This window comes from Arundinibacter roseus (assembly GCF_004348825.1).
In the GTDB taxonomy this organism is placed as follows: Bacteria; Bacteroidota; Bacteroidia; order Cytophagales; family Spirosomataceae; genus Arundinibacter; species Arundinibacter roseus.
Window position 1 is genome coordinate 263,568 of the sequence record NZ_SMJU01000006.1, and the last position, 26,890, is coordinate 290,457.

The 26,890-nt window shown below is 43.9% G+C and carries 15 protein-coding genes; 4 read left to right on the top strand and 11 right to left on the bottom strand.

Translation table 11 applies throughout. The features are described 5' to 3' along the window. Position 1 precedes the first annotated feature (1 nt). From EZE20_RS11135 to EZE20_RS11155, 6 genes are all read right to left on the bottom strand, one after another. A complete protein-coding gene (locus EZE20_RS11135) occupies positions 2–11,857 on the bottom strand; it encodes a DUF7507 domain-containing protein (RefSeq protein WP_132117546.1) in 11,856 nt (3,951 codons plus the stop codon). 370 nt (positions 11,858–12,227) lie between these two features. Beyond that, complete coding sequence (locus EZE20_RS24585) at positions 12,228–14,210, bottom strand: hypothetical protein (RefSeq protein WP_317129167.1); 1,983 nt, start codon at positions 14,208–14,210, stop codon at positions 12,228–12,230. Beyond that, entirely contained in the window at positions 14,194–15,435 is a 1,242-nt protein-coding gene (locus EZE20_RS24590; protein ID WP_317129168.1) for a hypothetical protein, read from the bottom strand. Before EZE20_RS24590 ends, EZE20_RS24585 begins: the two co-directional genes overlap by 17 nt. Positions 15,436–15,454: 19 nt before the next feature. Further along, positions 15,455–16,528, bottom strand: coding sequence for an NAD(P)/FAD-dependent oxidoreductase (locus tag EZE20_RS11145; RefSeq protein ID WP_132117548.1), 1,074 nt, complete (start codon positions 16,526–16,528; stop codon positions 15,455–15,457). Then, positions 16,525–17,235, bottom strand: coding sequence for a (d)CMP kinase (cmk, locus tag EZE20_RS11150; protein WP_132117550.1), 711 nt, complete (start codon positions 17,233–17,235; stop codon positions 16,525–16,527). Before cmk ends, EZE20_RS11145 begins: the two co-directional genes overlap by 4 nt. A gap of 174 nt (positions 17,236–17,409) precedes the next feature. After that, positions 17,410–17,841: a nuclear transport factor 2 family protein gene (locus EZE20_RS11155; RefSeq protein ID WP_132117552.1), complete on the bottom strand. Its 432-nt coding sequence runs from the start codon at positions 17,839–17,841 to the stop codon at positions 17,410–17,412. 320 nt (positions 17,842–18,161) lie between these two features. Between EZE20_RS11155 and EZE20_RS11160 the strand changes: the two genes are divergently transcribed. Further along, positions 18,162–18,560 (top strand): hypothetical protein, encoded by a 399-nt coding sequence (locus EZE20_RS11160; protein ID WP_132117554.1) that lies wholly within the window; start codon positions 18,162–18,164, stop codon positions 18,558–18,560. A gap of 82 nt (positions 18,561–18,642) precedes the next feature. On the opposite strand, the gene EZE20_RS11165 is transcribed toward EZE20_RS11160, so the two are convergent. The 3 genes from EZE20_RS11165 to EZE20_RS11175 form a co-directional block, all read right to left on the bottom strand. Next, positions 18,643–19,425, bottom strand: a complete 783-nt coding sequence (locus EZE20_RS11165) for an endonuclease/exonuclease/phosphatase family protein (protein WP_228713691.1) — start codon at positions 19,423–19,425, stop codon at positions 18,643–18,645. Between the two features lie 42 nt (positions 19,426–19,467). Next, positions 19,468–19,812 carry an L-rhamnose mutarotase gene (locus tag EZE20_RS11170; RefSeq protein WP_132117556.1) on the bottom strand — a complete coding sequence of 115 codons (345 nt, stop codon included), beginning with the start codon at positions 19,810–19,812 and terminating at the stop codon, positions 19,468–19,470. A gap of 75 nt (positions 19,813–19,887) precedes the next feature. Further along, on the bottom strand, positions 19,888–20,718 hold the full coding sequence (locus EZE20_RS11175; RefSeq protein ID WP_132117558.1) for an amidohydrolase family protein: 831 nt from the start codon (positions 20,716–20,718) through the stop codon (positions 19,888–19,890). A gap of 126 nt (positions 20,719–20,844) precedes the next feature. On the opposite strand from EZE20_RS11175, the gene EZE20_RS11180 reads away from it, so the two are divergent. Further along, positions 20,845–22,263 (top strand): MBOAT family O-acyltransferase, encoded by a 1,419-nt coding sequence (locus EZE20_RS11180; RefSeq protein ID WP_132117560.1) that lies wholly within the window; start codon positions 20,845–20,847, stop codon positions 22,261–22,263. A 10-nt stretch (positions 22,264–22,273) separates the two neighbouring features. Beyond that, positions 22,274–23,152 (top strand): hypothetical protein, encoded by an 879-nt coding sequence (locus EZE20_RS11185; RefSeq protein WP_132117562.1) that lies wholly within the window; start codon positions 22,274–22,276, stop codon positions 23,150–23,152. 67 nt (positions 23,153–23,219) lie between these two features. On the opposite strand, the gene EZE20_RS11190 is transcribed toward EZE20_RS11185, so the two are convergent. Beyond that, positions 23,220–24,074, bottom strand: coding sequence for a fumarylacetoacetate hydrolase family protein (locus tag EZE20_RS11190; RefSeq protein ID WP_132117564.1), 855 nt, complete (start codon positions 24,072–24,074; stop codon positions 23,220–23,222). Positions 24,075–24,147: 73 nt separating this feature from the next. Further along, on the bottom strand, positions 24,148–24,921 hold the full coding sequence (locus EZE20_RS11195) for an SDR family NAD(P)-dependent oxidoreductase (RefSeq protein ID WP_132117566.1): 774 nt from the start codon (positions 24,919–24,921) through the stop codon (positions 24,148–24,150). A gap of 258 nt (positions 24,922–25,179) precedes the next feature. On the opposite strand from EZE20_RS11195, the gene ade reads away from it, so the two are divergent. Then, a complete protein-coding gene (ade, locus tag EZE20_RS11200; protein ID WP_132117568.1) occupies positions 25,180–26,814 on the top strand; it encodes an adenine deaminase in 1,635 nt (544 codons plus the stop codon). Positions 26,815–26,890 lie beyond the last annotated feature (76 nt).

Here is a 26,890-nt window from a genome sequence, read left to right on the forward strand (position 1 = left end):
CTTATCTGGTTATTGTCAGGAATCGTACGTATTGGCGACCGTTTTCAAGTTTCACCACGTAGAAGTAAGTTCCATCAGGTAGTCCCTGAGTAGTGCTTCCAACACGCAGGCCATTGTTTGTGGTGCCATCCCAATCATTCTGATAATCGTTGTTCTTGTAGACAAGGTTCATCCAGCGATTGTAAATTTCCAGCGATACTTTCTGACCACCAGCGTAACGAATCACGAAGTAATCATTGATACCATCCCCATTAGGTGAGAAACCTTCAGGAATAAATATTTGGTCACCACCAGGTATTACAATCGGAGTTGGCTCACTTTCCAGTTCTTCCGTTGGATCGTTATTTCCATTGATATCCGGCAATAATCCATTAGTTGATATGTCAGACACCACAATCTCACCTGATTTAGCAAATGCATATGCCTGATTGAGATATGGAGTTTCGCGACCATCTGTTGCAACACTGATTGTGAAAGTAAGTGTATCGCTTGCACCTGCGTTCAACCTGCTATTTGAACTAATCAATAATTCAAAGTCATTCACCCCGTCGAAGTCTGGATTGATAGCCAACTCACTTAAATCACTTGCAATTGGCGTGCCAATTTTGCGGAAGGTTGCACCCGTTTGAGTATTAAATACTTTTGACAACGAATCTGTAACCTGAACATCGGTAAGAACCGTGCTTCCGAAGTTTTTCACGATTGCCATGTACGTAATGTGGTAGCTTCCATCCGACTGCCGTGTTGTGTCTTTCACCGACAGAGCAATACCAATGCGTGGCTGTCCCGGAACATTGTTCAGAACAATTGGAGTTGGCTCAGAATCATTTCCTGGATCCAGGTCATTGTTTGGATCAGGATTACTTCCGGAAGTTGAAGTATCAGACACCATAACACCTCCAGCACCCAGGGCTGACCCAAAAGCGATGTTGTTGAAAGTGGTAGTTGATGCCGAATTTATATCAATCCGAACCGTTAGCTTAATATCCCGAGTTTCACCTTTTGGTAGTGTGCTTAATGAATCAACCAGCAGGTTTACAAATTCACCCTGACCTGTGTATGCAGTATCTACCGTAAAGCCTGTATCAGCCGTTAGTGAAATACTACCCGGAACGATGATTGCACCGTTACCAAAGGTTTGTGACAGATCATCAACTACCTGAACCTTGGTAAGATCATTCAGACCTAGGTTTTTCACCATAATAGTGTACGGCACATCGTATACTCCATTCTCAATTTCCACCGGAGTTCCAGCCAATTTAGCTATACCAATAGAATTTGGCTGGTCAAAGCGAACTGGTGTTGGCTCATTCTTACTTGGCGTTGTGTCAAAGCCATTGTTAGAGAAATCTGTAATGGTACTGTCACCAGAGGTTCCGGATGCACTAACAGAGCTATAGAACGGCCCCATGTTACCATTAGGCATAACGCGTACAAACAAGGTTATTGTCTGCTGTTGCTTGGCACCTAACGTACTTGCAGAGTTTAACAGCTTGATTTGAGTTTTACCATTGAAGGTTGGATCAACTACCAGAGAACTACCTGAGCTCACTTCTCCAGAACCCAAAACCTGGAATTCAGAAGGTGAAGGGAACGCATTCCACAAACTATCATAAACCTGAACATTTGTCAATTCACCGTTGCCATAGTTTTTCAGTGAAATCTTATATGTCAGAATAAATGAGTTGTCTGTAGAAGGTTCTACGTTAGTCAACGCGAGTGCTACTCCTAATCCAAGCGAATCTGAGGTTTGTGGTGCCTGTGTCGAAACGATACCCACAGATGACTCGTTGTTGGCAAGATTGCTATCTACCTGATCCAGGTTAGCTATTCTGGCAACGTTCAGGATAGATCCTGTACCAGTAACCTTCACTGCACATGAATAGACAACGCTATCACCAGGGGCAAGGGCAGGTATCGTACCTTTAATAACATTCCCCTCAATTGAGTACCCAACACCGGCTACATATTCTAGTCCTTCCGGCAGGATGTCGATTACGGAGATATTAGTTGCCGCCTTAGGTCCATTGTTTTTCACTTTAATGGAGTACGTAACTTCTCCACCTACCTGTACTGTTGCTTTATCAACCGTCTTGTAGATAGCAAGGTCAGCTTTCACTGTATCAATTGCGCAATCAAAGATTGAAACATCAACTTTTGCAGGAGCACTAAAACATCCAGCAGCTGATTTTTCAAATACGTAGTAGGTTCCGGCACCAACTGCCTGAGGTGAGGCCACTTCATCAGACAATGGTGAAGTGCCAATTCGATAGATATATTGTCCGCCTTGTGATGGATTGCCAAGAATCGCCGTTGACAGATCCACTGTTATTGCAGGGCAGGTATTTCTCTTGTTAGATACAACAGGTGTCGAAATTGGCGCAGCGACTGTTACAACAACCCTTGCTGAATTAATCGAACAGCACGTGTTGGCATTCACCAACTTCACCATGTAGCTACCGCTTTCTCTCACCACAAATCGATTGGAAGGAGTTGAATTCCCTTCATTCCATTTGTAGGTATAAGCAGCACCATTAGCATCGACCAGGTCAGTTGCAGTAAGGACTACTGAGTCACCTGCGCAGATCGTCAGATAGGTTGGTAAAGTGTCTTGCTTAACCACCCCATTGATCGCAATATTCGGGCGGAAGTTAATTGATTCAATTGTGAGTTTCATTTGGTCCGAAGCGGACTGGCAAGGGCCAGTTCCGTCCGGATCATTTGTTGTCAGTGTAAGAATCACTTCACCATTAATTAGGTCCTGCAAAGAAGGATAGTAAGTAGCCCCAAGTGTAGCAGGATTATCAAAAGTTCCTGTTCCACTTGTAGTCCAAACTGCACTTGTGGCAGAACCAGCGATGGAACCTGTCAATTTATAGGATATAGCAGCGCATATTTTCGCATCCTGACCGGCAGAAGCCGTTGCAGGATTTGTCTCGCAAGGTGTTGCATCGTTGCAATTAAGTATCGTTACGATGATCACCGAAGGTTCGCTGAAACAGCCCGTGGCAGTTTGTTCAAAGACATAGTAAGTACCGGCACCGGCAGCAGCAGGATTCGCTACGACAGGGCTTTGTGGAGTGTTACCCGTTCTGAAAACAAATACACCACCTGCACTCTTGACAGAGCTCGTTATTCCAGTTGAAAGGTCAACAGTGGTGAACGGACAGGTATTGGTTAGGTTCTGCGTCAGAGGTTTGATAACCTTTGGTGCTACTGTTACGGATACTGCATTTGACAAATCACTCTTGCAATTGGTCGATGTGCAGCATTGAGCAGTAAATGTACTTGTAGAAGCAGGCGTTATGGTGATTGAGTTACCTACCAGGCCATTAGACCAGATGACGTAACCGTTTCCATTGCATCCGCTTGCCGTCAAGGTAACTGACTCTCCGAAGCAAACTGTATTGGCAGAAATCTGAATTGAAGGTGCCGTAGGTTTACCAACACTGATTATGCACGCCACTGATGGCTGACTTACGCAGCTACCTAAACTACAAGTAGCAGTGTAAGAAGCCGTTGCCGTTGGATTCACATAAATGCTCGCACCGGTTTGACCGTTAGACCAGGTGATATTACCCTCACAACCATAGGCTGTAAGTTTTACAGTATCGCCGGTACAAATGGTTTTGGAGCTTGCCGTTACCGTTGGAGCACTTAGTGATATGACGCTAACTGTTACTGCATTGGATGGTGTACTGATACAAGTCTCGGACTTCTTACAAGTTGCTGTGAAGGTTGTAGAACTATTTAGAGCTACTGTAATGCTAGTTCCTGTCTGACCATTCGACCATACAACCGTTTCGTTACAACCAGTAGCTGTAAGTGTTACATTACCACCCAAACAAACGGTTGGTGTTGAAGCAGAAATTGATGGTTCTGCAACAATACACTCGTTAACAGTGATTGTAATTTTAGCCGTATCGCTGCTGCATTCTTTAACCATACATACAGCTGAATAGGTAGTCGTGGCAATTGGAGACATTGTGATGCTCGTACCCAAGGCTCCGTTAGACCATATAACAGATCCGTTGCAGCCTGTCGCCGTAATTGTGGTAGACTCACCCTTGTTAATTGGGTTTGCCGAAGCAGTAAGCACTGGTTTCACAGGTTGAACTACCGTGATGGTATAATTTCCTGAAACTGGACTCGTACAGCCATTTACTACACATCTTGCTGTATATGATGTAGTAACCATCGGTGAAACAACTATGGCATCAGCTGTTTCACCAGTTGACCATAGCGCAGTTCCAGCACAATTCTCAATGAAGAGCGTTAAACTTTCTCCTTTGCAAATCGTGTCAGCAGTACAGATTACTGTTGGTGCAGGGACAGACGTCACCGTAACTGTAACGCTTGCAGATGCACTTACACAAACTCCACTTTCGCAAGTTGCAGTGTAAGTTGTCGTAGCAGCAGGTGTTACGTTAATGCTTGCACCTGACATGCCATTAGACCATTTAACTGTACCAGCACATTGGGTAGCGGTAAGTGTAACACTTTCTCCAACACATATTGATGCTTTTGAAGAAGTAAGCGTAGGCGGAGTCAAAGGACTAACTGTAATAACTACAGTATTCGATGCGCCGCTTGCACAAGTTGATGAGGTCGCTTTACAGATTGCTGTATAGCTGCTGGTTGCAGTTGGGGTCACTTTAATAGAAGCCCCCTCCTGTCCATTTGACCACTGAACCATTCCGATACAACCGGTCGCAGTTAAAGTAACTTCTTCACCTGAACATACTGTTGATTTACCAGCGGCAATTACAGGTGCCTGACCACTCGTATTTACGTTAATGGTTACGGTATTAGAAGAACCGCTCACACAGGCATCAACCCCGCAAGTTGCAGTATAGGATGTTGTAGCATTTGGCGATACCGTGATGCTTACACCTGTCATTCCGTTTGACCAGGTAACCGTACCACTACAACCGGTTGAGGTTAACTGTACAGCGTCGCCCGAGCAGATAACGGTCTTGTTACTTGCAATGATTGGTGCATTTGGTGCAACTACATTAACTGTAACCACATTTGATTCACCACTTTCGCAGGCATCCGTTTTACAAATTGCAGTGAAGCTCCTTGTAGCATTCAGGGTTACCGTAATTGAACTTCCTGTCATACCGTTTGACCATGAAACATTTCCGTCACAACCAGAAGCGGTCAATATTGCACTGCCACCAGGACAAATAGTTAGTTTGTTTGTCGCAATGATTGGTGCAACAGGGGTAGTAACAGTTATTGTATGAAGTTCAGATTCTTCACTTACACATGTTCCATTTACGCATTTGGCAGTGTAGGAAGTCGTTGTCATTGGACTAACAGTTATAGAATTTCCTGTAATTCCATTAGACCACTGCACTACACCTTCACATTCATGTGCTTCAAGTGTTACACTTTCACCAGGACAAATCTCCATTTTACCACAAGTAACCAAAGGTGCAGGACCTGGCTGAGTTACGTTTATGGTGATTGAAGCTACCGGGCTAACACATCCGTTCTTGGTACAAGTTGCGGTGTAAGTTGTCGTTGCAACTGGGCTTACCACAAGTGGAGATCCAGTAGCACCCGTTGACCAGGTAAGGACGCCATTACAATTGGAAGCAGTTAAAGTTGCGCTTCCGCCCACACAAAGTGAGCTAACATTACTTGTAAGCGTTGGAGTAACAGGATTTGCTACATTAATCGTAATTGGGTTAGAAGCAGCACTTTCGCATTCACCTTTGTCACAGACTGCCGTAAAGGTAGTGGTCTGATTCAAGGTAATCGTAATTGAAGCACCTTCCATTCCATTGGACCACTTTACAGTTCCATCTTTACAACCAATGGACGTGAGTGTTACTGATGCACCTACACAAATATTTGTTGTGGCGCATGCGATTAACGGAGGCTCTATGGTTGGACAACCAACATTTACTGTTACAGAGGCTTCGTCATCTTCACCGTTGTTATATCCATTTCCAGGAGAAGAATCAGGATCGCTCTGATCTGACTTGCTGATTTGAGCGATATTTTTAACTGATCCTGTTCCTGTCAATTTCGCAGTAAAGGTCAACGATTTGGTTTGACCGGCCATGATGCTGGCAATGCTTCCTTTCAGGATATTTCCAGTTTTAGAGAAATCTGCACTCGCTACAAATTCCAAACCTGCAGGCAACTGATCCAGCACTTCAACATTGGTAGCTGTCTGTGGTCCTTCATTTGTCACTTCAAGAGTGTAGGTGATTGTTTCGCCAACTACTGCATTGAGTTTAGAAGCTTTTTTAATCAGGCTCAAATCTGCAACCGGAATCACCTCAATTGTTACACTTGACGTATCGTTAGAAGTATTTCCTGGATCGTTGTCCGGGCTGCTGACAATTGCTGTATTGGTAATGCTACCAGTTGCGTTGGCCTTGATGGTAGCAGCGATAACAAGCGTACGGTTAGAATTGGCAGTTAGATTTCCAATAGTCCAAATTCCGGTAGCATTGTTATACTCTCCTGCTGGAACTGCACTCACGTAGGTCAAAGCAGCTGGGAAAACTTCGGTTACTTTTACATTAGTTGCATTTCCAACTCCCAGGTTCTTAACCGTAATCGCATAATTAACTGACTGACCGGGCGAATAGGGTCCGGGGGTCAATATGGTTTTTACTACTTCAAGATCAGAGAAGCAAGGCTGTACAATCACTGTAACTGGTGTTCTTTCTGCACTAATACAACCTTTATCGCTAATTGTCTCAGCATAATATGTGGTTGTTCCAGTTGGAGTAACTGTAAGTTTTCCACCACTTAATGTGGTACCAATGGCTGTGCCACCGGAGGCTGTCAAATACCATTTGATAGTAGAACCGGGAGCAAATCCTATAAGCTTTGTGCTTTTTCCTAAGCAGACCAAAGTATCATCACAAGCAACACCAAAGGCTGGGGCTGGTTGAGGATTAATCGTTATTGCTACAGCATCAGATTTTGGTACACAAATACCCTGGGCATCAGGATCGTTTGTCGTTGCGGTCAGGATTACATTTCCAGCCGCAATGTCAGCGATTGATGGAGTATAAGTAGTCGTTAGTGCATTTGAATTTGCGAATGTACCTGAACCGGTTGATGTCCAGGTAACACTTGTTGCAACTCCTGTTACAGCAGCAGAAATAGATACTGGTAAACCAGCACAAACTTCCTGGTCCGCACCTGCATTAACACTATAAACTAGCTGGCAATCACATGGAATGATGTTAACACTCACAACCATTGGGTTGCTGTAACATCCGGCAGGTGATTTTTCAAATAGATAATAAGTACCGGCATTCACCTGCGTTGGATTTGTTACCAAAGCTGAGGTTGGTGAAGCTCCGGTGCGCCATTCAAATACTCCTCCTACGATTGAGATTGGAGAAATAGTAATAGCTGTAAGGTCAACTGTCGTAGCTGGACATGTATTTTGTACATTACCTACACAAGTTGGAGTTGCAGGTTTAGCATTAACAATAACCGTAATTGGCGTACGTGGGCTCTTACATCCAGTTGCACTTACAGCTTCAAGGTAGTAAGTAACAGTAGACGTTGGGCTTAGCGTTAAATTTTGGCCACTTGTTGTAGTTACGAAAGGCGTACCGCCAATCGCCGCGTAATACCAATTAATTGTAATACCGGTTGCTGTGGTAGATGCACCTAAAAGAACTGATTCACCTACACAGATCTCTTCGTCGGGGCTGACAGTCAGTGCAATGGTCGGACAATCAACAGTTATAGATTCGCTGTCGTCGTCATCTTCTCCGTCGTTAAAGCCACTGCCCGGCTCGGAGTCAATGTCCGTCACGGGGTTGCCGTCTCCATCTTTCGCATCCTGTATCTGTGCGTAGTTCGTCAGCGTACCGTTCGTAAACGACTCGCTTACTTTTACTGTAATATCAACAAAGGTCGATGCACCGGGAGCCAAAGGTCCGGCTATCGGTACGTTCAATGTAGCAATGTTGCCAGAAGCCGTCCAGTCTGTATCCTGCAAGGTCATACCCGTTGGCAATGAATCTGTTAGCGCAATCTGCGTTGCCGCTACGTTGCCCTGATTCGTTACCGTCAGACGGAAAGTTACCAGCGCACCAGGATTTACATTCGATACCTGACCCGGAGCCAATGTCTTGGCAATCGCTAAGTCAAACACCGGTGTGGGCGATACATTAACTGGCTCGCTGTCGTCATCATCCTCTCCGTCGTTAAAGCCACTGCCCGGTTCGGAGTCGATATCCGTCACTGGGTTGCCGTCACCATCTTTCGCATCCTGTATCTGTGCGTAGTTCGTCAGCGTACCGTTCGTAAACGACTCGCTTACTTTTACTGTAATATCAACAAAGGTCGATGCACCGGGAGCCAAAGGTCCGGCTATCGGTACGTTCAATGTAGCAATGTTGCCAGAAGCCGTCCAGTCTGTATCCTGCAAGGTCATACCCGTTGGCAATGAATCTGTTAGCGCAATCTGCGTTGCCGATACATTACCTTCGTTCGTTACCGTCAGACGGAAATTTACCAGCGCACCAGGATTTACGTTCGATACCTGACCGGGAGCCAATGTCTTGGCAATCGCTAGGTCAAACACCGGTGTGGGCGATACATTAACTGGCTCGCTGTCGTCATCGTCCTCTCCATCGTTAAAGCCACTGCCCGGCTCAGAGTCAATGTCCGTCACTGGGTTACCGGCACCATCTTTCGCATCCTGAATCTGTGCGTAGTTGGTCAGCGTACCGTTCGTAAACGACTCGCTTACTTTTACTGTAATATCAACAAAGGTCGATGCACCGGGAGCCAATGGTCCGGCTATCGGTACGTTCAATGTAGCAATGTTGCCAGAAGCCGTCCAGTCCGTATCCTGCAAGGTCATACCAGCAGGCAATGAATCTGTCAGAGCAATCTGCGTCGCCGCTACATTACCTTCGTTCGTTACCGTCAGACGGAAGGTTACCGCCGCACCAGGATTTACATTCGATACCTGACCCGGAGCCAATGTCTTGGCAATCGCCAAGTCAAAGACTGGCGTAGGCGATACATTAACTGGCTCGCTGTCGTCGTCATCCTCTCCGTCGTTAAAGCCACTGCCCGGCTCAGAGTCAATGTCCGTCACTGGGTTACCGGCACCATCTTTCGCATCCTGAATCTGTGCGTAGTTGGTCAGCGTACCGTTCGTAAACGACTCGCTTACTTTTACTGTAATATCAACAAAGGTCGATGCACCGGGAGCCAATGGTCCGGCAATAGGTACGTTCAATGTAGCAATGCTGCCAGAAGCCGTCCAGTCTGTATCCTGCAAGGTCATACCAGCAGGCAATGAATCTGTTAGAGCAATCTGCGTTGCCGCCACGTTGCCCTGATTCGTTACCGTCAGACGGAAAGTTACCAGCGCACCAGGATTTACGTTCGATACCTGACCGGGAGCCAAAGTCTTGGCTAGCGCAAGGTCAAATACTGGCGTGGGCGAGACAAAAACAGGTTCGCTGTCGTCGTCGTCTTCTCCATTCGTAAAGCCGTTGCCCGGTTCGGAATCAATATCCGTCACTGGGTTACCGGCACCATCTTTCGCATCCTGAATCTGTGCGTAGTTGGTCAGCGTACCGTTCGTAAACGACTCGCTTACTTTTACTGTAATATCAACAAAGGTCGATGCACCGGGAGCCAATGGTCCGGCAATAGGTACGTTCAATGTAGCAATGTTGCCAGAAGCCGTCCAGTCTGTATCCTGCAAGGTCATACCAGCAAGCAATGAATCTGTTAGAGCAATCTGCGTTGCCGCCACGTTACCCTGATTCGTTACCGTCAGACGGAAATTTACCAGCGCACCAGGATTTACGTTCGATACCTGACCGGGAGCCAAAGTCTTGGCTAGCGCAAGGTCAAATACTGGCGTGGGCGAGACAAAAACAGGTTCGCTGTCGTCGTCGTCTTCTCCATTCGTAAAGCCGTTGCCCGGTTCGGAATCAATATCCGTCACTGGGTTACCGGCACTATCTTTCGCATCCTGAATCTGTGCGTAGTTGGTCAGCGTACCGTTCGTAAACGACTCGCTTACTTTTACTGTAATATCAACAAAGGTCGATGCACCGGGAGCCAATGGTCCGGCAATAGGTACGTTCAATGTAGCAATGCTGCCAGAAGCCGTCCAGTCTGTATCCTGCAAGGTCATACCAGCAGGCAATGAATCTGTCAGAGCAATCTGCGTTGCCGCCACGTTACCCTGATTCGTTACCGTCAGACGGAAATTTACCAGTGCACCAGGATTTACGTTCGATACCTGACCGGGAGCCAGAGTCTTCGCTAGCGCAAGGTCAAATACTGGCGTGGGAATCAAACCCGCATCAATATGTGGATTATTCCTTAAAGTATCCGAAGGAAGTTTAGAAGTATCAATTGTAATTAAATGTGTTAACCCATCGAGGCCTGCATCACTATCCTGAGTATCATCACCCGCGTTCGATAATGTGAATACATTTCCAGTAGGCGCAAGAAACTTAACACGATATTTTCCAGAAGGCAGGCTATCAAATAAGTATTTACCTAACGGACCCGTTACGGTGGTGGCTAAAAGATTACCGGCACTATCTAATAACTGTACAGTTACACCAGACACTCCCTCTTCCAAAGGATCCTGAATGCCATCCTTATCCGTATCAAACCAAACAAAGTCTCCAATAGAACCCAGCGGACCAGGTACAATTTGAATTGCACAACAGCCAGTGGCTGGACAAGAAACACCAACGGTAGATGTAAATGTATAAGAACCCGGACCTTTAATAGTCAGGGTTGAATCAAGATTTACGACAGCAACAGTAAGACCACCAACAATTATTGAATCGGTAATTGCAATACCATTATAAAACCATTGAATACCTTTATAACCCGTAGGAACGCTAACTGTAAATTCATCTCCAACGTACCATTCTATAGGTACAGAAAAACAAGTGGATGCAAGATCATCCTGATCAAGTGCACCGTCACCGGGCCATGAGTCAGAATCATCCTGATCCATAGTCATGATTTCGGCAACGTTAAAAAAGACTCCCTGTGCAAGCACAAGTGCCTCTATTTCCAGGATAGCAGAATCGCCAGGAGCAACTGTGCCTACATTCCAAATTTTAGTAGCGGCGTTAAAACCAATTCCACCTCTGATTAAAGAGTGGCTTAGGTAACTAACGCCACCCATAGGAAGGCTGTCTTTGACAGTGACGCCGGTTGCTTCAAGAATCCCACTGTTCTTAACCGTAACCGTATAAGTAACAGTTTCGCCAATACTGGGCTGTCCCTTGTCAATATTTTTAGAAAGACTAAGATCCACCTGAGCGAATGAGGTGCTGCTCAAAAACAGCAATCCAACAATCAGGAATAGGTTAATCCCTAAAAACAGGTTGAATTTTGATCGACGTGGGGCAACTTCCTGGCCTCCTGTCGTAAATGGTGAGAGTTTCAAAAGCGAAGTCTTCTCTCTAAGTAAAGGCATGTTCTGAGAAAACAGAAGCTGCCCAAGTGTACTCATGAAGATCTTCAACTTTACAAGTAGAAGTGGATTGCTCATAGAGATGGCATTAAGATGACCTGTATTATTATTTATTAGTGTGTAGTGTATAGCATCTTCAACAGGCGGACCTTCTCTATTCATTAATAACCTGCAAAGTCTAACTATTATCAAATAATGTAACTTTAACAGGAGTATTTTGAGGAATTTCCCAAATACTTTTATTTGTGAATAGGATGCATCACTTTTTTTGCCAAATATAGCAAAAATCTGAATGAATAATCTCACTATTGAACTACTACCCAATAGCTTATTCATCGGAGGAATAATGAGATTTGGCATTTTTATACGGCTAGTTGAAAAATGAATACCTTTCATCTGTTCGGTATTATTGAAAATTTAGTTTTTATTACACCTTATAAGCAACACAAATTATGCCAAAGTACGGGGAGTGCCAGTTTGAAATCAAAATTTACGCGTATGCGCTACTATTGAGGTTTTTAGGAATGAGGAGACCTATACGTTCCTCTATAAAGCAGGTGCAAGGAGAAATGTGAGGGCAGTAGGAGAATGAAAAAGCCCGGGAAAATAACCATAGCTAAAAAAGTGCCAAAAATCGAATTCAGTGTTTTAGGTTCATTAATTTGGTCTGTGTACCTAAACTCTCCGTTCAATCAAGATTACTGTTTTACTAAAAAAGGGCTGAACCATTACGATTCAGCCCTTTTTCATGAAACCAAAGAAATGCTTAAAAATCGTAGCCCAAGGTGACGTATGGAACCGCCTTATTTGTGATTCCATTGTCTATACCCCATGCGTAATCGAACTTCACATAGAATCCGAACAGCATAGTTCGTGCTCCAACACCGTATCCCATGAGGTAAGGATTTCTAAAATTTGTAACCGTTGCTCGAAAAGGATCTGTACCTCCGCCGATGATTTCGGTGTTTAAACTATTCTCTTCACTAAATGGCCCTCGGCCTGTCCAGGCGGTTCCAAGATCTGAAAATCCAATGATCTGAAAATTTCTCAGGAAATTAGATGTGATTGGCCCGCGGTATAAATATTTAACAAGCGGAATCCTAAGTTCAAGATTTGCCAGGAAATAATTTGTACCAGCCAAACGATTCAAATTAAACCCTCGAAGATTGGTGGCGAATTCCGCGAAAAATATATCGCGATTATCAATTCCAGGTCCAAAATCCAGCGGGTCGTTAGTATTTGGGGAGTCCTTCCGATTCGCTACCCAATTCTCCATACCGCCCATAATACTTTGCTTTGGTGCACGTCCACCCGAACGACTAAATGCTAACCTACCAGCCAATATGAGATCGCGATGTACTTTTTGGTACCTGCGCAAATCAATACTTAATCGGTTAAAATTCTGATATGCCTGCCCAATACCAAGATATGATTCATATCTGACCTTCAATCGGGTACCTTCCACCATGTTCATGCCATTAATAGTGGTATTGTCCACCACAAATTCACTTCTCAAACCACCATATTGTGTAGACCGGTCAGGCTCGGAAATGAGGCCAATATCTACCAATCGGGTTACGGTAAACATTGGTGTTAGGGTAAATCGGGCATGCGCTGAAAAGGGATAAGATGCCGAAAGCTGTACCTGATTGAATCTGTATCGTTGAATTGCATTTTCAGAATCTATGTAAAGGCTCTTTCGTTCCACCCTTGCACCAAAATCTACCCGATAGGTATTGTTGTTATATTCAGCAAATAAATCGCTGTTTCTGAAAGTAGTAGAGATAAAAAATCCGGCTTTTATCACGTGATTTTCGAGTAGATCATTCATCGAAATAGACTGTGCGTAGCCAAATCCGCGTATGGGGTCAATTCGCCAATCCGATGTTGCATCGTTGGCAATAAATAAACCTCTGTAATCATATGGACCCTGAATCGCTATATTTTCTCTTTTCCGGGTCTTTGGAATTAACGTAGGAACATTAGCTACACTGCCTTTCTTTTGCCTGAACTCAAACGTCTTTAAGATATCTTCATCAAACTGATAGTTGTCTGTATCAACCTCTCCTTCTCTCAATTGTATTTTTGAAGCAAGTTGATTCCCATCAAGTGTGTCCTTTTTTACTTGCTTTTGGCCGGGAATTGCTGATTGTTTAGGTTCAACTTTTGGTGCGCCACGGGAAATAACCGGTGTTTCAAAGGTGGCATTTATATTGAAACTATTCAGGAAGTTCATTTCAAACAACCCATTACTCAACTTAGAATAAACGATTCCTCCGTTCCCCTCGACCGTCATATCTGCGCTACGGACCGAGAATGGATAGTTGGTAAGCTGAGATATTGCCTGTAATTGACGATCATATTTAAAGACATTGCGAATTCCTTTGTGGTCTGATAAAAAATAGACAAAGTTTTCATCCGCAGAAATGGCAGACATGGCCGTACCCAAAGAATCCACAAGCCGTGTTACAGTTTCAGCTCTTGGAGATCCATCGTGTTCGAACAGGCTGATAGACGCTTGAAGAGTTTTGTAATTTCCAGCATCTGTACCCAAAGAATCTGTGGTACGATTGGACGAGAAAACAACTTTTCTTGACGAACCGGACACGAATTGAGGATGGAGATCGTCGTACAAGTCATTAGTCAAAGCGATAACTGATGCACGCGACACACTAACAAGGTATAGGTCATTTTTACCACCTTTGTCTGCACTTACCGCCAACATCGTTCCGTCATCCGATATGTCCATCCACTATCTGATCCAATCCGCGAATCTGACGTTTAACCCGAATGACAGGTCGTTTTGTATCGAGCTTATCAAAGATGAATAGGTTTTGCCGGTTATTTTCCTCTACTACCACGGCAAGCGTATTGTATTTCGTCCAGGAAATTAATGGTAACATACTACTCTGCTGAGAGTTACCAATCTGCACTCCCCCTTGCCGCACCACCATATTTTTCCCGGTTTCGAGGTTAAATACCGTTACTTTATATCGATTTTTACGAAGCTCGCTCACTGCAATCCATTTTTTATCAGGCGATAATTTAATTGAAGCATTGCTTCCTGCTTCATTAAACTCATGCATGCGGTACGTCCAGGTGGGTGTTGGTTCTTTGTACCCAACATTAACTTTGGCTGTTTCTGCACCGTAAAATTCCCGCCATTCACGCAAAAATCGTGTGTAAGAAGGTATACCTAAGGTACTTGTAATACTAGTTTGCTCGGTTCTGATAATTCTGGTCAGGTTCAGAATATTGGAAATATTATCCCGCCCATAGCGTTCAGCAATGTAGTTCCAGATCGATTGGCCCACGAGCGTGGCATCTTGCCCGGTTAGTAACGCAGGCTTTTTAATTTGACGATTTTGCGTGTTGTCACGCATGTAGTCACTCAATTCTGGTGTCCAGCCTTCGGAAATATAGGCGGCAATTCCTGCCATAAACCATTCTGGAAGTGTAAGAAGTAACGAGCTTTGAAGGGCATCTTTCAAATTTCCTCCGTATAGCATATCGTACACGAACAATCGGGATATTTCGGCTATTAACTTTTTACGAAAGCTGATCTGATCGCCTGTAAATGCTATTTCAATGCGGGATTGGGCCAAATCCAATTCCTGATCATCCAAATCTCCAAACGTTGAAAGGCCCATGTTGCTTTGCATGAGCTCGCCGGGGGAATTGTACAGGAAGATTTTTATCCGATTGTAAGGTGTATACCCAAGAAGCTCGGTAACCCGATCAAACTCACTTTCGGCAAATTGAGCGGTGAGGCGGGCCATGTTTACACCTCCTTGATAATGGTATACTTCAAAATTAGAAGTTCTGAAAATTTTCCAGTCAAAAGTCCGGTATTGAATCCGGTTTTTTCCAAATTCCTCCTGAGATGGATACCGCTGAGCTTTGGCTGTGGGCCCGCACAACACAAAGAAAAGTGCTAGCAAGGTCACATATTTGATTTGCAAAAATATCTTCATTTGTGTTTCAGGCTTTCTTTTAACGGTAATATAACGAAAAATACCGGGCAATATTCACTTCTGGATTCAATTCTTTTCCATGTTCCAGGTGCTCTACAAACTCATTTGCAAAATACGGAGCCAAGGTTACTCCTTTGGTTCCCAGGCCATTAAATACTCCCAGTTGCGGTTTTTCAGGATGCAACCCAACCAATGGTCGTCGGTCCTTGCAGGAAGGACGTATACCAGCCCGCTGACCATGAATGGTGTAAGAACCTTCAATCAATGGTTGTAGCCTTTGTTCGAGGTATGCTTTTCCATCTTCTGTAATTTCCCAGTCAAGGTCATGCCACGAATAGGTCGCACCTACTTTATATATGTCTCCTTCGGGCATTGGCAATATAAATATTCCCTGATTCACGATTTGCCTGGCAAAATAGCTATCAAACCTCACGTCCAGAATTTGCCCTTTCACAGGATTGAACGGCAACCAGTCAAATAATGAATTCTCGCGGGCATCTACACCTTGACAAAGTATTACTTTTCCAATTTCATTTCCTTTCCACTCAACACAAGAATCATTGAATTTCAAATCTTTAAAGTCAAAATTTATTTCTATGTATTGATTATTTTCAAGAAATAATTCTTTACTTTTTTCAATAAGTAAACTTAAATCTACCCACCCAGAGCCTGTTACTTCTAAACCACCAAGCGGATTGTTTAATCCTTTAACTTCATTAGTTGCCGTAGAGTTTGAGGATATATACTGCGAAATCTCCGATTCGGATGTGTATTTAGTATAATTATTTTGCTCATCCTCAGACCGATAGGGTCGGTAGATTGCAAGAGGATACACTAATTTCTCTCCTAACTTTTTTTCTAAACCCTCATAAAAATCTTTTGCATACGGAAATATAGTATCTGCCATCCAGGTTTTAACCAACTTGCGCCCTGTAAGCGGATTAAAAATACCAGCTGCTACAAGCGAGGCCGAAGGCAGGGAGGAATCATTCACAACAAGCACCTGCCGACCGGCCTCTATCAGGTGCCACGCCAAACTTGTGCCCGCTATACCTTGCCCAACGATCAGATAATCGTACTTTTTTGAGTTCATTTTTTTGTATCCTCCCGCGACCGCAATTTTTGCCCGATTTGTTCATCCGCTAACCGAACAACCAATTCTACCTGTTCGTCAATTGTCATAAACGTATTATCCACCAAAACGGCATCTGCTGCCTGAACTAACGGACCTTCTGCCCGATGCGTATCTATATAATCCCGTTTTTCGAGATTGGCAATAATTTCCGGCAAACCAACCATTTCACCTTTTGCCAGAAGTTCTTCCTGCCGCCGCGAAGCACGCATCAGGGGATCGGCAGTCATGAAAATCTTCAATTCAGCTTCCGGAAACACAACCGTACCAATATCCCGGCCATCCATCACGATCCGTTTGCTTTTACCCATCCGCTGCTGTTGAGCCACCATGTCCCTCCTTACTTCGGTAATCGCACTCACCTCACTCACCCGGTCTGATACATACATTTTCCTGATTTCGCTTTCTACGTTCATTCCGTTGAGAAACGTATCGTTGCTGAACGTTTCGGGATGAAGTCTAAAACCTATCTGAATGTCATCCAGGGCCTTACGCACTTCTTTTGGATTGGTTAGCGTAATATGATTTTGAATAAAAAAAAGGGTAACTGCCCGATACATCGCACCAGTATCTATGTAGGCGTAATGCAGCTGCTTTGCTACCAACTTTGCCGTGGTGCTCTTCCCACAACTCGAATAGCCATCGAGGGCTATGATTATTGAAGACATAGTAGGGTTTCAAGTGATCAAACTGCAAAGTAAAGCAAACTCCTTATGCATGATAGCCTCGCGGGCGAAACTTTACTAAATATTCTCTCTCCTAAATCAAAAACAGGATTGTTAAAATGACTATTCCCTTTTTAACAATCCTGTTCAGGCATTTCCCTTCATACGACAATTCTCTTACAATTTGAATGCCTGACGTGCCAAAAGTTGCCAGCCGTCTTTGCCCTTTTGCCACACTTGCAGCACACCAAGTTTTGGCGTAATTGTCGAGCCATCCTCCATTTTAACTTTTGCATCCATCTGATGCCGGACAAGCGCAGTATTGCCAACCATTGTGATGTTCATTTTGGTCAGTTCAAGTTCCTGATAGACTTCTTTCCTGGAATCAATCGTATTGATAAACGAAACTTTTGTATCCATTTGCCCATTTGAGTGTCCGTAGGTCATTTCTTCGGCCAATAAAGAATAAAGCGCAGCCGCATTTTGATTGATTAGTGCCACGCGCCAGGTTTCGATCCGTTCCCGAACGGCTTTTTCGTCCTTGCTTTGGGCCATAGCAGCCATCGAAAGGATGCCAAAAATGAAAATTAGAAGCAACTTTTTGTTCATATTCAGATAATGTTAAGGGTATAAGATGAGATAAAGGATTAAGAACTTAATTTAAATTGAAGTAAGAAAGGAAAAAATTGGGCTAGGCTACCGAGTCAAATTGTATTTTATAAACAATCTTCATGGCCCTGTAAATAAACGTTGTATTATTCTAAGGCATTCATTTATTAAATAAACAACTTTTAAATATTAAAAATTTATCTATTTCATTGTATTTCAGAATACTATACTTTTGAATCACAAAGTTTTTCACAAAAGGGAATCGGAGTCTGAATCAAGTTTATAAAACTTTTTTTAGAATCTACAAACAAATAACTCTTATGAAAACAATTAATTATTTCTCAAAAGCCGCCTTATTAGGGCTGCTTGCTGTACTTTTTGCCAGCCCTTTGGCGGCGCAATCAACCGACGTATCTGACAAAACTGCTCATGCGACTCCACAAACGCACCTGCACGTTACTCAGAGCAAACCTATGCAATTCCGTGTTTCTTATATCAATCCAAACGCAAACAAAATTATCGTACGAATTCTTGATGCGCAAGATGTTATTCTCTTCAATGAGACTAGCTCCATCGAATCGAACTATGTAAAATTCTTTGATCTTTCTCCCCTGCTTGATGGTACTTATACCTTCGAGATTTTGGACGGAAAAGAGAAGCATAGCCAGTCGTTCGACATCATGACGCAGACTCGTCGGCTCGTTTCGGCAATCAACTAAGCCAACCGACAGCCTGCTTCTCAGATTCTGAAATCCAGAAACTTTGTATAATTCCGATACCATTCAGGTGTCGGAATTTTTTTTACCAGAATTCAAATGTCGCCATAATTGGAAAATGATCAGAGGCCGTCGGGAAGTCTTTTATGACAGTATATGACTTTACCCGAATGCGGGTGTTTTTTAAAGCCATCAGATAATCAAGTCGGTCGCCCGAAACCCCCTCAATCCAGGTCGGCAATAAAGAGCCTTTTGCAGCATCAATCCAGGAGTTCCGATAGGAAAAGTAGGGCTGTTCATTGGGCCTTGCCCCCATATCCATAGCTAAAATTACCGGCTGAACGCTTTGTCCAAGTACCTGATTGATGTAAGCCGATTGTAAGGCGCGGTCAAAGACAGAGGCATATTCAAGGCGGGCGCTGCATATTCGGAAACGTAAATCATCAATGGGATTCAGCAGGGCACACACCATGGTACGTGGATCTGCCCCTTTGGAGGTGGGCAATTGCAGGTTTTGCGTTTTTTCAAGCGGCCATGTTGACAAAATACCTACGCCGTGGCTGCCATTTGAGAGGCTATCCGAAGCGCCATACACGTAGTACATGCCCGTTTGAGCCGCTATTTGGCGGATTTGATGCGCAACAATTCCATTTTCGACCAGGCTGTCTACCGCCTGCAATGCCACTATATGTGGCTTATGAAGTTCAATGAGTTTTATGACCTGCCGCAGATTAGATTTTCCCCACAAATCTTCTCCATGATGCATATTGAAACTTATAACCCTGACTTCCAATGCCTTTTTGACCGCAGAGCTCCTGAGAGCTGTGCTTGTGATCAGAATAAAAATCAGTAGAATTATACGTTTCAAAATAGCTTGTTGGGGAAAGTTACACAGAACGGTGGCGTGAGTTTAGGCAATGCTTTTTTGTAAATCAAATATTTTTTTGGTTAATACCCATTTTTCACCCGGTTTGGCAGTCGGCAAAGCTTGTTGATAGGTCCACATGAGTTGCTCCCACTGCTGCACCCGTAGATTGTTTTCATCAAGAAGCTCTTTCAACTTGAAATTGAAGCGTTCATTTACATCCATAATCATAAACAGTCGGGTGTGGAACCGATAAATCTCCATTTGCTCAATCCCCGGCTCGACAATACTTTCCAGAATTTCGGGCCACACGGCTCGGTGATGAGCCTCATATTCAGCAATTAATTTAGGATCATCCTTCAAATCCAGTGTGAAACAATATCTCTTCATACCAAAGTCATGTTACAGCTAGTGTAATTTATTTCCAGAAAGCTATTTATTTAAAATGTCAATTTTTGCGCCTGTTTAAAGTTCAATTTTATAAAATTTCCTGGCATTTTCTCCCCAAACGGCCTGCTGTTCTGTGGCAGAAAAAGTACTAAAATACGTATTTATTGAATCTTTTACCTGCTTATATTCAGCAGCTACCAAACATACCGGCCAATCGGAACCAAACATCAGACGTTGAGTTCCGAATGCTTCCACAACAACATCTAAATAAGGCGTCAGATCAGAAGGCTGCCAATGCTGCCAGTCAGCTTCTGTAACCATTCCTGAGATTTTACAAGATACATTTGGGAACGATGCCAGTCTCTTAATCCCTTTTGACCACTCCGCAATCGCTCCTGTTCTGATATCAGGCTTTGCGAGATGATCTACCACAAACCGCACATCCGGCAATTGACTCACAAAAAAAGCAGCCGCCGCCAATTGTGAAGGATAAATCAGAATATCGTACGAAAAATCAAACTCGGATAAGTGACGAACACCCTGAACAAAATCAGTTCTTGTCAGAAAATCATCAGGCTCGGCCTGAACAATGTGCCGAAACCCTTTTAATTTTTCAAATTGAGAAAAATAATCAAGCCTTTTATACACATTTTCATCTCGGAAATCGACCCACCCAACGACCCCTTTTACAAAATCGTGGGCATCAGCCAACCCTAGTAAAAATAGTGTTTCTTCCTCAGTCTGATCTACCTGAACAGCCACGCAACCCTCTATATCATTCTTTCTCAGGAGAGTACCTAAATCTTCCGGCATAAAATCCTGACGAATTTTGGCCATTTGCGGCGTAATCCATTCGTGACGTAGCGAATCGTAGTTCCAGAAATGTTGATGGGCGTCGAGCGTCATAGGTTTTTGCCAATAAGTCAGGAGTTTTTACATTTGAGCCGTCCAAATCGTTTTGAGGGAAGGCCAGGTCGCAAGAATTTATCAATTAAACCATGGAAAGTCGGTTTTCTAACCATCATCTACCCTATGTTATTCAATAGCTTTGAGTTTGTGGCACTCGTGCTCGTTTCACTTTTCGTATATTATTTGCCTTTTGTACGAAAAGTACAGGTTCCGGTGTTGATTGCTGCCAGCTTATTTTTTTACGGATATACCAATCCGGCATTGCTGATACTATTTTTAGTGTCGGTGGTAATCAACGTTACCACTAGCTATTTGGTAGTGCACGGCCTGCCTGCTCGCAGACGGCTATACGCTACTCTTGGGGTTGTAATAAACCTGCTGATTCTCGCTTTTTTTAAATACAGTCCGCTGGTAGGTCGCACTTTTTTCCCGCCCGGCCATAGTGTGGGTGAATTTTTGACTTATGTGCCGCTTCCCATCGGTATTTCGTTTTTTACTTTTGAAGGAATCAGCCTTGTAGTAGACGCTTACAAAGGACGTGATATTCCGGCGTATCGCAGTTTGGTGGCAAAATCGGTGGTCAAACATACCATCAATACCACCTTTTTCGTAGCCTTTTTTCCGCATCTCGTAGCCGGTCCTATTCTGAAAGCGCATGATTTTATTCCTCAAATTCGGGAAAAATTCTTTACCGAAATCGATTGGACGTACTGCTACAAGGCCTTGGTTACGGGCTATTTCCTAAAAATGGTTATTGCCGATCAGCTCAATCATCATACATTCTGGATTCAGTATCCATATTTTGAAACCCATTCATCCTTTGTGCTTTTGACGCTTTTGTTTGGCTACTCCATTCAAATCTTCGCCGATTTTGCGGGATATTCGCTCATTGCCATTGGCGTGGCCGGGCTATTTGGGTATCGATTGATGCAAAATTTTAACTATCCCTATATTTCCACCTCTTTCTCCGAATTCTGGCGTCGGTGGCATATTTCGTTATCCACATTTTTGAAAGAATATCTTTACATCCCGCTAGGTGGAAATCGTAAGGGTCCTTATCGTACGTATTTCAACCTCATGCTTACGATGGTTTTGGGAGGATTATGGCATGGCGCTGCATGGAGTTATGCGGTTTGGGGCACTTTTCATGGCCTCGCGCTTGCGCTCGAACGCTTTTGGCGTGATCGTCATCCGGCGCCCAAAAATCCATCCCTGGTGTATCAAATTGGCTCCGGGTTTGTAGTTTTCTTCTTTGTTACCTTTGCCTGGCTTCTGTTTAAGCTCACGGATTTCAACCATGTCATACAATACATTCAGGCCATTTTTAACAATACCGGTATGTCAAGCTATATGGCGATTGTCGTGTATGTAGCGCTTTATACTTTTCCGGTAGTCTTGTATCATTTCTATTATCTTTTCAAAATGCAGTATCCTACCCATCGGCTTTCGCAAACCTTTGAGCCTTACCTGTATGGATTTATGTTTTTCATGATCGTAACCAACAGTGGCATTGGTACAGATTTCATTTACTTCCAATTTTGACCCTGAACCGATGCTAAAAAAATCACTTTTAACAGCACTCCTGCTTCTGATAGGATACGAAGTTCTGATGCGTTCGGTGGATGCGTGGTGGTCTACGGGGCAAAACGCACCGCAAAGCAGCGTGGTGAGGGCACATAATTTTATATATTCCCCACAAACCTACGACCACATCATGGTGGGTTCGTCTATTGGTAATCGCATTACTTCCAAAGTTCCTGCGGATAGTTTACCGGATTCCTTTTACAATCTTTCGTTTGGCGGTCAATCTATTTTTGATGGATTATTAATTCTTCAAAACATGGATTATAAACCTAAGGTACTGTTTATCGAAATGAACGTATTGATGCGAAATGCCGATCCGGAATTGCAGGCTTCCCTGTTTTCTCCCATTATGTATCCGGTCAAACGGGTGATGCATTCCTGGCGCGAGCGTAATCAGCCTTTGGGTGTCCTCGCACGGTTGCCGCTTGCGTTCGATGGAAATCCTGACTTGCAGCCCGCGGGTGTAATTACGGGCCTTGAACGCTCCGAAGATGCGTATAAAACGATGTTGGGAGTTCAAATGGAAAATCAGCAAAATGCGTATCCTGAAAATTATGTGACGGATCAAATAACCAAATTAAAACCGTTTGTGGAATACTTTCAGAATATTGGCACAACGGTTGTGTTTTTTGAAGTTCCTGTTGATCCAAAAATTTGTGAACTGGCTGCGCCTGTGCAGCTTCGAACCAAAATTAAGGAGGCGTTTCTTCCGCTCAACTGTAAATTTATTGACATGCCCGCCTGTGATGATTACCTGACGACCGATGGTACTCACCTCGAAAAAATTAGCGTGTATAAGTATCTTCAATACTTTCGATCAGAAGCTAAAAGACAAAATATTTTGTAAAAAACAGGGCTCGAAAAATTTAATTTTCGAGCCCTGTTTAGTTATAAAAAGCGATTTTCTTACAAGCTTATTCCCAGGCCACAGCTTCCTGCCGCTGCGTACCCAACCCCTCAATTCCCAATTCAATTACGTCGCCGGGTTTCAGGTAAACAGGCGGTTTCATGCCTAAACCAACACCTTCGGGAGTTCCGGTAGAAATCACATCTCCTGGCAACAGCGTCATAAAATGGCTTAAATAGCTGATCAGTTTTGGAATATAAAAAATCATGTCAGCGGTATTTGAATTCTGTACCTTTTGACCATTGACCGACAGCCACATCGGCAGATTGTGTGGATCCGCTATTTCGTCTTTCGACACAAAATATGGCCCCAAAGGTGCAAATGTATCGTTGCTTTTGCCTTTTACCCACTGACCGCCGCGTTCCAGCTGAAACTCACGTTCCGAATAATCATTGTGAAGCACATAACCAGCCACGTAGTTCATGGCCTCACTTTCTTCAATGTAGGAAGTTTTGGTACCGATCACGACGGCAAGTTCTACCTCCCAATCCGTTTTCACCGAGTTTTTGGGTATAATCAACTCGTCATTTGGTCCACAAAGAGCAGAGGTAGCTTTAAAAAAAACAACCGGTTCTTTGGGTGGCTCCGCGCCAGACTCGGCGGCATGCCGCGCATAATTGAGGCCGATGCAGATAATTTTGGACGGACGCCCAATGCACGAACCCAACCGCGACTTCTCGGGAACTTCCGGGCAAGTATCAGCCTGTGTTTGCAGCCATTCGGCCAAACGGGACAGGCCATCTGTGGCAAAAAAATTCTCGGAATAATCTTCTCCAAAAGCTGACACATCCAGCCATTTTCCATCGGGCATAAGTACTCCCGGTTTTTCCTGCTCAAAGGCGCCGAAGCGAAATAATTTCATTGGATCGTTTTTCTAAAAAATGGATAAGAAATATAGACTAAGCTGACCTTCAGGACATACCTGAATGAGTCTTTTAATTATTCAATTTTTCAAAACCGCCATCAATCAGGTAATCACAACCCGTGATGAAAGCGGCTTCGTCTGAACACAAATAAAGTGCCAATCCGGCAATTTCTTCGGGCTTGGCCATGCGCCCAATGGGCTGGGTTTTGGATAGTTTTTCAAACATCTCTTTTTCCTGACCCGGATACGTTTTGGCAATGAAGCCATCCACAAAAGGAGTATGCACCCGCGCCGGAGAAATACTGTTGCAGCGAATATGATCGCTCAGATAATCTCTTGCCACCGAAAGCGTCATCGTATAAACTGCCCCTTTACTTGCTGAATAAGCAAAACGATCCGGAATACCGACCGTAGCCGCAATTGACACCATGTTCAAAATGACGCCGCCTCCGTTTTTTTGCATATGGGGAATCGTAGCAAATAGACAATTGTACACACCTTTAATATTCACATTGACAATTCGGTCAAAGTCTGCCTCCTGCGTGGTATGGGCTTTACCAATGTGCGCAATTCCGGCATTATTGACCAAAATATCGATCGGATTTTCTTTGGCAATACCATCAATCACTTCAAGCACATGCTGCTGATTGGAAATGTCAACGGCATGTGCAAAGGCCGTGCCTCCCTCCTGCCGGATCGTTTCGGCGGTCTGCTGAGCGAGGGATTCATTCACTTCCAGAATATGAACCTGTGCCCCTTGTCTGGCAAAAATCGTAGAAATGGCCAACCCAATGCCGCTTGCTCCGCCCGTAATCAGAGCCACTTTATTATCTAATCGAAACATGTTTTTTCTATCGAAAGGTTAAAATTTAAGTAAGGGTTTTACGCCAGTTGTACGTCCTATTCTCAGGCTATATGGTAGTAGGGCCCAAAAATTTGACTTTTGCACAGCCAAAACCGACGTAAAGTTGTGTAATAAAGACTATGTATTGAAAGTATTAACCGTGCAGTCCGTTATTTTTTCAAAATGGCCGGTTCCAAAAATGGCTTTTTATCCTTTTCTTTGGTTATTCAGTACATCAAATAAAAATTAGTTACACAAATGAAGGCCAATATTCTAAATCTCTTTGACCGCACCATTCAGGAATCTACATTAGAACTGGAAAATGGCCGAATCATAAGCATCGTTGCACATGGCAGAGAAAACCCTGCACTCCCCTATATTTTACCTGGATTCGTCGATGCGCATGTTCACATCGAAAGTTCAATGCTCACCCCGAGCCAATTTGCGCGTTTGGCCGTAGTTCATGGTACGGTGGGCTCCGTTTCCGACCCGCACGAAATCGGCAATGTCCTGGGCATTCAAGGTGTTCAGTTCATGATCGAAGACAGCAGGCGTGTTCCGTTCAAATTTAGCTTTGGCGCGCCGTCCTGCGTACCTGCCACCCCTTTTGAAACCGCAGGAGCCGTTATTGGCCTTAAAGAACTTCGCACACTGCTCAGCATGAAGGAGGTGGGATATTTGGCCGAAATGATGAATTTTCCGGGTGTGCTCAATCAGGACCCTGAAATCATGGCCAAACTTCTGCTAGCTCAGGCGTTCAATAAACCGGTAGATGGTCACGCACCCGGTCTTCGGGGCGACTCCGCCAAACGCTACGCAGAAGCCGGAATAAGCACTGATCATGAGTGCTTTACGTACGACGAAGCGGCTGAAAAACTTGCGCTTGGCATGCATATTCTGATTCGGGAAGGAAGTGCGGCTAAAAATTTTGAAGCATTAATCCCGCTTTTGGCTGACTTCCCGGAAAAAATCATGTTCTGTTCCGACGACAAACATCCGGATAGTTTGGTAGAAGGACACATCAATAGCCTTGTCAAGCGGGCTTTGGCCAAAGGACACGATCTGTTTGATATTTTACGTGCAGCCTGTCTTAATCCTATACTGCATTACCGCCTGCCCGTGGGACTGCTGCGCGAAGGTGACCCTGCTGATTTTATTGTTGTAGACAGTTTAACACAATTTACCATTCTCCAAACGTACCTGAACGGCGAAGTAGTGGCAGAAAACGGTATTTCCAAGATCCCGGATTTACGCAGCGAATTCATTAATAACTTTACTTGTTCGCCCCGGCAGCCTGCCGATTTTCAGTTTATGATTAAAGAATCTAATCCGAAGCTGCGGGTTATTGAGGCATTGGATGGACAGCTGATCACAAATACGCTACTCAAAGAAATAGCTGTACCAGAAGGTCACAATTTTGAGAGTGATCTAACCCAGGATATTTTGAAAATAGTGGTCATCAATCGTTACCAGGAAGCGCCTCCAGCGGTTGCCTTCATCACAAATTTTGGTTTGATCAAAGGTGCAATTGCGTCTACAGTCGGGCACGATTCCCACAATATTATTGCCGTTGGCTGCGACGACGAAAGTCTTTGCCGGGCTGTAAACGCCGTAATTGAGGCAAAAGGTGGGATTTCGGCAGTCTGTGAGTCGTCCGCGCACCTTTTACCGCTGCCTATCGCCGGATTAATGACTGATGAAGATGGATATTATGTATCTGAAAGATACACTGAAATTGATCTTTTTGTTAAGGATATAATGGGTAGCGGGCTCAAATCGCCCTTTATGACCCTTTCATTTATGGCATTGCTTGTAATTCCTTCTCTTAAACTTAGCGACCTTGGACTATTTGATGGAGATGATTTTAAGTTTGTAACTCCAATTTATAGTTAAGACTAATAAAGTGCCCGGTAGAAATCTTTTCGTGTCGAATAAGAATTTTCTACTTAAAATATTTTTTTTTAATGTT

Coding starts and splice junctions, on each gene's coding strand:
- EZE20_RS24585 (WP_317129167.1), bottom strand. CDS start 14,210: ATGGACATATCGGATGACGGAACGATGTTGGCGGTAAGTGCAGACAAA.
- EZE20_RS11195 (WP_132117566.1), bottom strand. CDS start 24,921: ATGTTTCGATTAGATAATAAAGTGGCTCTGATTACGGGCGGAGCAAGC.
- cmk (WP_132117550.1), bottom strand. CDS start 17,235: ATGTCTTCAATAATCATAGCCCTCGATGGCTATTCGAGTTGTGGGAAG.
- EZE20_RS11170 (WP_132117556.1), bottom strand. CDS start 19,812: ATGAAGAGATATTGTTTCACACTGGATTTGAAGGATGATCCTAAATTA.
- EZE20_RS11135 (WP_132117546.1), bottom strand. CDS start 11,857: ATGAAAGGTATTCATTTTTCAACTAGCCGTATAAAAATGCCAAATCTC.
- EZE20_RS11155 (WP_132117552.1), bottom strand. CDS start 17,841: ATGAACAAAAAGTTGCTTCTAATTTTCATTTTTGGCATCCTTTCGATG.
- EZE20_RS11190 (WP_132117564.1), bottom strand. CDS start 24,074: ATGAAATTATTTCGCTTCGGCGCCTTTGAGCAGGAAAAACCGGGAGTA.
- EZE20_RS11160 (WP_132117554.1), top strand. CDS start 18,162: ATGAAAACAATTAATTATTTCTCAAAAGCCGCCTTATTAGGGCTGCTT.
- EZE20_RS11180 (WP_132117560.1), top strand. CDS start 20,845: ATGTTATTCAATAGCTTTGAGTTTGTGGCACTCGTGCTCGTTTCACTT.
- EZE20_RS11175 (WP_132117558.1), bottom strand. CDS start 20,718: ATGACGCTCGACGCCCATCAACATTTCTGGAACTACGATTCGCTACGT.
- EZE20_RS11145 (WP_132117548.1), bottom strand. CDS start 16,528: ATGAACTCAAAAAAGTACGATTATCTGATCGTTGGGCAAGGTATAGCG.
- EZE20_RS24590 (WP_317129168.1), bottom strand. CDS start 15,435: ATGAAGATATTTTTGCAAATCAAATATGTGACCTTGCTAGCACTTTTC.
- ade (WP_132117568.1), top strand. CDS start 25,180: ATGAAGGCCAATATTCTAAATCTCTTTGACCGCACCATTCAGGAATCT.
- EZE20_RS11185 (WP_132117562.1), top strand. CDS start 22,274: ATGCTAAAAAAATCACTTTTAACAGCACTCCTGCTTCTGATAGGATAC.